At 73.1% G+C, this 8,566-nt stretch carries 7 protein-coding genes and 1 pseudogene; 5 read left to right on the top strand and 3 right to left on the bottom strand.

Features of this window, described 5'->3' with window-relative positions; all coding sequences use genetic code 11:
* Nucleotides 1–617 (bottom strand): sigma-70 family RNA polymerase sigma factor (locus ACFQ3T_RS31700; protein WP_380728981.1); only part of this gene is annotated, 617 nt, incomplete at its 3' end.
* 253 nt (nt 618–870) lie between these two features.
* On the opposite strand from ACFQ3T_RS31700, the gene ACFQ3T_RS31695 reads away from it, so the two are divergent.
* From ACFQ3T_RS31695 to ACFQ3T_RS31685, 3 genes are all read left to right on the top strand, one after another.
* Entirely contained in the window at nt 871–2,520 is a 1,650-nt protein-coding gene (locus ACFQ3T_RS31695; protein WP_380728979.1) for a cellulose binding domain-containing protein, read from the top strand.
* A gap of 184 nt (nt 2,521–2,704) precedes the next feature.
* Nucleotides 2,705–3,007 carry a DUF1540 domain-containing protein gene (locus tag ACFQ3T_RS31690; RefSeq protein ID WP_380728976.1) on the top strand — a complete coding sequence of 101 codons (303 nt, stop codon included), beginning with the start codon at nt 2,705–2,707 and terminating at the stop codon, nt 3,005–3,007.
* Nucleotides 3,008–3,097: 90 nt separating this feature from the next.
* On the top strand, nt 3,098–3,511 hold the full coding sequence (locus ACFQ3T_RS31685) for a hypothetical protein (protein ID WP_380728974.1): 414 nt from the start codon (nt 3,098–3,100) through the stop codon (nt 3,509–3,511).
* A gap of 81 nt (nt 3,512–3,592) precedes the next feature.
* Here ACFQ3T_RS31685 and ACFQ3T_RS31680 read toward each other — a convergent pair whose 3' ends face one another.
* Together ACFQ3T_RS31680 and ACFQ3T_RS31675 are read right to left on the bottom strand one after the other, a co-directional pair.
* Nucleotides 3,593–4,708 carry a putative glycoside hydrolase family 15 protein gene (locus ACFQ3T_RS31680; protein ID WP_380728972.1) on the bottom strand — a complete coding sequence of 372 codons (1,116 nt, stop codon included), beginning with the start codon at nt 4,706–4,708 and terminating at the stop codon, nt 3,593–3,595.
* 389 nt (nt 4,709–5,097) lie between these two features.
* Nucleotides 5,098–5,256, bottom strand: coding sequence for a hypothetical protein (locus ACFQ3T_RS31675; RefSeq protein WP_380728970.1), 159 nt, complete (start codon nt 5,254–5,256; stop codon nt 5,098–5,100).
* 176 nt (nt 5,257–5,432) lie between these two features.
* Between ACFQ3T_RS31675 and ACFQ3T_RS31670 the strand changes: the two genes are divergently transcribed.
* Nucleotides 5,433–6,296: a DUF4132 domain-containing protein gene (locus tag ACFQ3T_RS31670; protein ID WP_380728968.1), complete on the top strand. Its 864-nt coding sequence runs from the start codon at nt 5,433–5,435 to the stop codon at nt 6,294–6,296.
* Nucleotides 6,293–8,566: pseudogene (locus ACFQ3T_RS31665) on the top strand (hypothetical protein); the annotation flags it as partial. The gene ACFQ3T_RS31670 and the pseudogene ACFQ3T_RS31665, both read left to right, overlap by 4 nt.

Here is an 8,566-nt window from a genome sequence, read left to right as displayed (position 1 = left end):
TCCGGGGCGTCGGGGTCGGCGCGGCGGACGACGTCGGGGTCGAGGACGGCGACGAGGGCGTCGAAGTCGCCGCGCCGGGCGGCCGCGAGGAAGGCCTCCACGGCGTGCCGGTGACGGGTCGGCTCGGCGTCGGCGACCACGTCCGTCCCGCGCACCTTCGACCGGGCGCGGCTGGCCAGCTTCTTCGTGGTGGCGGTGCTGCGGCCGACGACCGGCGCGATCCGCTCGAACGGCACGGCGAACGCGTCGTGCAGCACGAACGCGACGCGCTCGGCCGGCGTGAGCGTGTCGAGGACGACGAGCAGGGCGCGGCCGACCGACTCGGCGAGGACGGTCTCCGCTTCCGGGTCGTCGTCCGCGGACCGGTCGGGCAACTGGTCGACGGTGTCCTCACGCCGGCTCCGGCGGTGTCGCAGCACGTCGAGGCAGATGCGGGACACGACGGTGCGCAGCCAGGCGGCGAGGTTGTCGACCGCGTCGGCGTCGACCCGGCACAGCCGCAGCCACGTCTCCTGCACGGCGTCCTCGGCCTCGGGCAGCGAGCCCAGCATCCGGTAGGCGACGGCGCGCAGATCGCCGCGGTGCGCCTCGAATCGGTTCGCCAGCTCGTCGCGCATCGGTCCCCTTGTGCCGTCGCCGGGCGTCGGTCGTTCCCCGCCGTCACCGGGTGGACGAGGCGCGAGCCGCAAAGGTGACAGGGGCGCCGGAGTTTTGTGGTCCGCGGCCGGCCGGGGGTTCCCTGATTCAGGCCGGTGAATGATTCGGGGATTGCGGGAATTCGTTGACCGCTCGTCGCCGTGACGTTTATAAAGGGCGGGTCCTCCGGGGTGGGCCGCGACACTCCTCAGCTTCGGCGAAGGGTTCGACGGCATGGGGAAACGTCTGTCGGCGCTGTATGTCGCGGTGCTGTGCGCGGCCGGGCTGGTCGCGGAACCGGCGGGGGCGAGCGCGGCGGAGCTGTCCGCGGTGTTCGACCGGGAGTCGGTGTGGAGCACCGGGTACGGCGGCCGGTTCGAGCTGACCAACCACGGCGACGTCGAGAGCACCGGGTGGGTCGTGGAGTTCGACCTGCCGCCGGGGTCGTCGGTGGCCAACGCGTGGAACTCCGTCCTGACCCGCGACGGGCAGCGCTTCCGGTTCGCGAACGCGGGCTTCAACGGCCGGATCAGGCCGGGCGGCACGACGTCGTTCGGGTTCAACGTCTCGGGTCTCGGCCTGCCGGCCGGCTGCACGGTGAACGGCGTGCCGTGCGAGGGCGGCGGCCCGGCGCCGGACACGTCCGCGCCGACCGTCCCCGGCGGGGTGCGGGTCACCGGCGTGACGGCGGGTTCGGTGTCGCTGGCGTGGGACGCGTCCACCGACAACGTCGCCGTCGCCGGCTACGAGGTGTCGCGGGGCGCGACCGTGGTCGCCACGACGTCGTCCACCGCCGTCACCGTCGGCGGTCTGGCCCCGAGCACCGCGTACGCGTTCACGGTGCGGGCTCGTGACGCGGCGGGCAACACCTCCGCCGGCGCGGAGGTCACCGCCACCACCGGCGCCGGCGGCTCGGCGGTGGACGTCTCCACGGCGGCGCAGCTCCAGGCCGCGTTGGCGGCGGCCGCGCCGGGGCAGACGATCCGGTTGGCCGCCGGCGTGTACCGGGGCGCGTTCGCGATCACCCGGCCGGGTTCGGCCGACGCGCCGATCACGCTCACCGGCCCGGCGGACGCGGTGCTCGTCAACGACGGCCCGTCCGGCTCCGGGCCGGGGTGCCCGATGCCGACGCCCGGTTGGGACCCCGGCTACGGGCTGTGGCTGCACGACGCGCCGCACTGGAACCTGGTCGGGTTCACCGTGCGCGAGTCGAAGAAGGGCATCGTGGCCGACAACTCGCACCACACGGCGATCGACCGGGTGACCGTGCACCACGTGGACGAGGAGGCGGTGCACTTCCGGCGCTCGTCGGCGGACAGCGTGCTGCGCGACTCCGCGATCAGCCACACCGGTCTGGTGCAGGCGGGGTACGGCGAGGCGGTCTACATCGGCTCGGCGAACTCGAACTGGGCGTGCCACGGCAACACCGGCGGCGTCGACCGCAGCGACCGGGTGCAGGTCGTGGGCAACCGGATCGGCCCCGGCGTGACGGCCGAGCACGTCGACGTCAAGGAGGGTACGTTCCACGGCGTGATCCGCGGCAACACGTTCGACGGCACGGGCATCTCCGGGCAGAACTCGGCGGACTCGTGGGTCGACGTGAAGGGCATCGGCTACACGATCGAGGGAAACACGGGCACGTTCGCGTCGCCGGGCACGTTCGCCAACGGCTACGAGACGCACAACCCGGCCACCACGCCGTCGTTCACGAACGGGTGCGGGAACGTGTGGCGCGACAACCGCTCGGACCTCGGCGGCGTCGGCCAGTACGCGATCCGGATCACCTCGACGTCGAAGTGCTCGACCGCGCCGAACGTCGTGCACGCGTCGAACACCGTGACGAGGGCCGTGGTGGGGCTGACGAACGTCGCCGTCACGCCGTAGCCCGCCGCGACGCCGTGCGTCCCCTGTGGACTGTTCCGCAACGGAGTCGTCCACAGGGGAATCGCCATTTCCCCTTCTCCACAAGCTTTTAGGTTAGGCTGCCCTCAATCATTTCGTGTTGCGGCGCCCGGTGGTCGGTGGCAGCGTCGGAGTCCGGCGAAGCCAGCGGTCCAGAGGAGCGGTCATGAGCACCACCACCGAAATGCCCGCCGTCAGCGAGTGCACCGTCACCGGGTGTTCGTACAACCACGACGGGTGTCACGCCTTCGCGATCACCGTCAGCGGTGTGGACGGCGCCGCCGACTGCGGCACGTTCATCCCGTTGGCCCGCAAGGGCGGCCTGCCGAAGGTCGTCGCGCAGGTCGGCGCGTGCTCGCGCACCGACTGCGTGCACAACTCCGAGCTGGAGTGCACCGCGTCCGGGGTGCGGGTCGGCCCCGGCCAGGGCGACCACGCCGCCAACTGCCTCACCTACACCCCGGCCTAGCGCACGGGTCGCGCCGCGTCCCCGGCCACGGCTGCCGGGGCGCGGACGTGACGTGTTCGGCGGGTCGCCGGCGCGCTCTAGGATCGGGGGGTGACGATCACCATTCCCGGCTTCGGCGAGCTGACGCCGGTCGACCACACGCCCGAGGGTGTGGCGTGCTGGAACTCGACCCACGCCGGGACGTCGGTCAGCGTGCTGGTGGAAGACCCGGCCTCGCCCGACGACCTCGACCTCCCGTTCATCGGCTCGGTCCTCGGCGACCGGGAGCGGCTGCTCGCCGTCGCCCACTCGGCCGTGGCCGAGCACCTGCGCGAGCGCCCCGGCTACGGGCCGGACGCCGTCGCCGAGCCCGAGTTCACCTTTCACCCCGGCCGGGACTGGCTCGTCCGGTTCGCCGAGTGCCGCGTGCCCGGCCTCACCGAGCTGGGGGTCGTGGTCGTGTTCAACGGCGGTGACGTGGTCGGCGTGGACGACATGGCGGACGTCGAGCTCTCCGACGACTGACCCGACCGACTGGCGGGCCGACGGACGGGCCTGCCAGCCGGTTGACGGGCCGGCCGGCCGCGCGGCTGTTCGGTGGCGGGGTCAGCAGGGCTTGCGCAGGACCGACCCGGTGGTGCCGGGCAGCGACACCGACTTCACGACGGCGTTCCGCTCGTCCAACTGCCGGGTGGACAGCCGCACGGTGACGGCCCGGCTGCCGGTCGGGTTCGCGTTGACCAGCACCGTGCCGCACGCGAAGTCGCGCTGGAAGACGTTGCGCGCCACGGACCGGTACGGGCCGGCCGGCGCGCCCAGGTCCCAGTCGTACTCGGCGTGCCACGGCGAGGGGTCGCCGTAGCCGTCGGTCCGGTGGAGCTCGGCGATCGCCGCGCGGCCGCCGTTGGCCATCAGGTAGCTCGCCAGCGCGTACCGGAACGGCCGGTCCTGGCCGGGGGTGAAGTGCGGCTGCACCCAGGTGATCTTGCCGCGGGCCTCGTTCGAGGCGATCTCGGCGACCTGCCTGCTCCACCCCTCGTCGTACTCGGGCAGCAGGTTCGTGTCGTCGAACGCCAGCCACCACTCGTCGAACCCGCCGTCGAGGTGTTCGGTGTAGGCGTCCCACATGCCCGCGTGCAACCTGGCGTTGGAGAGGTTGGCGACCGTCTTGAGCCCGGAGGCGACGAATTCGTCCCGGGTGTTCGACAACATCGAGAGGTACGCGTCCTGCATCGCCGCGTCGGTCGGGTACTTCGCCGGGCACACGCCCGGGTGATAGGCGTCGCACGGGAACAGCGCGTTGTCCATGAACACGCCGTCGAATCCGGAGGCCGTGCTGCTCGCGATCACGTTCGCGGCCCACTCGCGTTGGTACTCTGGGTTGCCCACGTCCATCTGCCAATGACCCGAATAGCCGCTGTATTCCATTCTCCGGCCGTTCCGGTCGAGCAGGAACCACTCAGGGTGGTCCCGGTCGGCCCGGCAATAACCCACACCGGCCGGCAGGTGCTCGTCGTCCACGCCGTCGCGGCACGCGTACGAACGGGTCGAGGAGAGGTCCTTGTAGACGTACACCCGGACGTCCGGGTCGACGGCCTTGAGCTTGGCCCGCAGCTCGCCCTCCCAGGCGTTGAGCACGACGTACGAGCGCCTTCCCGCCTCGACGGCCCAGGTCGGGGCGGAGACCGGCGTGCCGCTCATGTGGAGCCAGAACGACTGCACCCGGCCACCTCCGCCCGACGTCGGACCGTGGTCACGCGCGGCGGACACGGCGCCCGTCGGCACCGCCACGAGCGCCGCGGCGGTGATGCCGACGACAATGGAGTGGATTGTGCGCGACCCACCGCGTCGCGCAAGTCGGAGTCGACGCCGATCGTTCTTCCGGGGCAGGGACATGTCGAACCCCCATCGCGGCGGACGGCAGCCCTGGTGTCGCGGCGACAAATGCCGCCGCGGCAGGGAACAATGGGCGCGTCCTCCCTCGTAGTGGTCGCGCCGTTCACCCGATCAAGCAGGCGAACGCGCCGTTGCAGTAAAACCGCTCATCAGCGCGCAGGTCAAGCAACGTGCGCGGGTTCGCGCACGAAATCGCCCGTCTCCATTGGTCGGGACTATTCGGTCAACACGGTGTGTCGGTCATGCCGCCACGGGCGCGACCGGCGTCGAGCTTCGGCGCAGCAGACGAGCGCCATGCCCGCCAGCAGCGGTAGGACCACGGCCCCCTCGACCGCCAGTGCGCACGTGAGTGCGATCCACAGCAGCAGCCTCATGGGGAAAGGCTAGGGAGACCCCGGTCACACCGGTATCCGATTTGGGCAAGGCTTGAGGTACGAGCCGGCCGCGCCAGGGTCACGGGCCGGCGACGAAGCCGCCGTTCTGATCGTTTTGTCGGACCCCCTCGCTAACCTCCGCCGCAACCGTCGTGAACGATCTCGCAGGAGGAACCGTGGGCTGGCTCGACGCCGCGTCCGGGTACCAGGTGCGGCTCGGGGAGAACGGGCGCGTCCAGTGCCGCAACGGCAAGGGCAAGCTCCTCTCCTCGGTGCCCGCGTCGCTCAAGGACGACCCGGGTGTCGTCCAATTGCGACAGCTCGCCGAGTGGCTCGGCCGCCACCAGGCCGAGTGCCTGGCCACAGTGGACGGCTGGATGGTGCGGTCCCTGCCGGTGCCCTCCGCGCTGATCGCCGAGGTCTGGGCGGACGCCGCGTGGGCCGGCGCGCTGCGCGACCTCGTCGTGACCGCCGACGACGGCGACGGGACCGAGACCGGGTTCCTGCGCGACGCCGACCCCGAGCGCGGCCTCGGCGTCGTCACCCTCGACGGCGACACGCGCCGGCTGCGGCCCGAGGTCGTGCGCATCCCCCACCCCGTGCTGCTGGACGACCTGGAGGAGCTGCGCGAGTTCGGCGCGGAGCTGGACGTGGCGCAGAAGGTGCAGCAGCTGTTCCGCCAGACGTTCACGCGGCCCGTCGACGTGGCGGGCAGGACGTCCGTGGACGACTACGCGGGCGGGAAGTTCGAGCAGCTCAACCACGCGCTCAGCCGCTGCCGCACGCTCGGCTACCCGGTGCGCGGCGGCTACGCGGTCTACTCCGCGTTCGAGGACGGCCGGGTCGTGGAGGCCCGCTACTGGCTCGGCTCGGACTACCCCGAGGCCGAGACGTCGACCGGGCAGCTGCGCTGGGCGCTGGAGGACGGAACCGAGGTGCCGCTCGCCGACGTCGGACCGGTCGCCTGGTCCGAGGGCATGCGCATGGCGGCGGCGATCCACGCCGGCCGCGTCATCGAGGAAGCGGTGGTGGCCCCGTGAACGCCCTGAGCCAGAAGGCCCTCATCGCGGCGGGGGCGGTGCTGCCCGGCACGTCCGACGTCGGCGAGGACCGCGACACGACCACGGCCCGCCGGTACCGCCACCCCGCCCTCGACGACCGCGTCGTCGTGCGGCTGGTGCCCGCCGTCCTCGGCCGCGCCGAAGACCTGACCTGCGAGTACCTGGGCTTCGACGCGCCGGAGCGGGTCGAGGGCGTCGGCACGGGCAAGCGCAGCGCCCTCGGCTTCCCCGCGTGGGCGCTCGTGCACGACCCGGCCAACGCCCACCACGCGCTCAACCTCGTCAAGGACATCGAACGCCTGGCCCGCACCGCGAAGTCCCGCGCGGGGGCGGCGAAGGACGGCTTCACCGCCCTCGGCGCCATGCTCGGCCGGTCCGCGCCGCACTTCCTGCCCACGTTCTACGAGCAGGCCGGGCGGATCTTCCTGCAGCACGGCAACACCTCGTACGCGGCGAGCATGTTCGGCAAGGCCCGCGAGGCGGAGGAGGTGCACGACCTCGTCGTCGACCCCGAGCGCACCCGCGACGTGTTCCTGGAGTTCGCGTTCGCCGGCGCGCTCACCGCCAAGGCGCTGTCCGCGCACGCCAAGGGCCTGGCCCGCAAGCACGACGCGGACGCGGCCTACGAGCTGTTCCTCACCCTGTGCGTCGAGCGGACGCGGGGCGGGCTGCCCCCGTACACGGGGATGCCGGAGGACCTGCGGCGGCTGGCGAAGGCCGCCAAGCGCGACGTCAAGGTTGAGGACGCTCGGCTGCTGCGGGCCGTGCTGGACAGCTCCGCGATCAGCCGCGCGGGCGCCGGGTTCTGGAAGGCGTACCGCGACTCGCTGGTGGCGCTGGCCGCCGCCGACGTCGAGGTGCGCGGCCGGCTGCTGTCGTTCGTGCCGGACGCGGATGCCGCGCTCGAGACGTGGCTGGACATCCTCACGGCGTGCGGCGCGACCCGTGCGCTGGTCGGGCCGGACGAGGTGGCGGCCGAGCCCGCCGAGTGGTTGTCGGCCGTGCTCGGGGTCCGCCTGTTCGGCTGGCACGCCGTCACGCGGTCGGTGACGCTGCTGGACCTGGTGGCGGCGATGGCCGACCGGCTCGTCGCGGACGGCGTGCCGGTCCGCGCGCTGCGCTACCGGCACCAGGGCGAACTCGACCTGCTCGACCTGCTGGTGTCGCGCGGCGTGCCGATCGCGACCCCCAACCACGGCGACCCGGACCTCGACGTCCGGGGTTGGCTGTCCGACGACGGTCCCGGCCGCCGCGACCTCGTCGCGCTGGCCACGTCCGAGCGGTTCCGCGCCGCCCTGGGCCGGGGGCTCGTCAAGCACGCCCGCGCCTCGGCCCGCTCGGAGGCCGTCGACGTCGGGCTGCTGGCCACCGCGATGGCCGTGCCGGGGCTGCGCGCCGCGCTGCGCGACTGGATCAGCGCGAGCGCCGCCGAGGTCGCCGCCACCGGCCTGCCCGACCTCGGCCGGCACCTGGGCCACCTCGAAGTCGTGCGCCGGCCGGAGGCGTTCGTGGACGTGCCCGAGGCGGCCGAGTCGCTCGCCGCCACGGACGTCGCCGCCGCCCTGCACCGGACGTTGCGCGCCGGCCTGCTGGACGAGCTGGGGTGGCCGGCGCTGGACGCCGCGGTCGCCGGCCTGCGGTCCTCGGGCGGCCCGAACGACCAGGGCGTGTTCATGTGCGGCGAGGGCTGGCCCGCGTTGGTGCTGCGCCACGGCGAGACGTTCGTCGTGGTCGGCCCGGACGGCGTGCTCGCGGAGCACGTGTCCCGCATTCCCGCCGACGCCCGCCGCAACCGGAGGGCGAACCCGGTCGCGATGTGGGTGGACGGCGTGCTGCTGGTGCGCTGGGAAGGCCCGGACGGCCCGATGGCGTACTGGAGCGACGCGCCGGACCGCGTGTTCGCGATCGAGGACGGCCGTGATCACCACTACCACTGGACCTCCTCGACCATCGCGTCGATCGCGCTGCCCGGTGGCGGCCGCTTCACGGGCGGGCGCGCCGTGCACCCCGGCGACACCGTCCTGCCGATGGCCCACAAGGCGCACGGCGACGGCACGACGGTGTGGACCGCCTTGTACCGGGACCGGGGGTGGCACTGGGTGGAGGTCGACCCGGCCACCGGCGAGCTGGGCCGGGCGAGCCTGCCGCGGTTCGTCGAGGACTTCGCCGACGACGGCGCGGCCCTCGACCTCGACGCCTGCGACGTGCGGCCCGCCCGGCCGACGACCGCCGCCGGCCCCCTCGGCGCC

This window comes from Saccharothrix hoggarensis, assembly GCF_042678885.1.
Classification (GTDB): domain Bacteria; phylum Actinomycetota; class Actinomycetes; order Mycobacteriales; family Pseudonocardiaceae; genus Actinosynnema; species Actinosynnema hoggarensis.
Note: the sequence above shows the minus strand (reverse complement) of the source record. Positions and strands in the feature narration are given on the sequence as shown.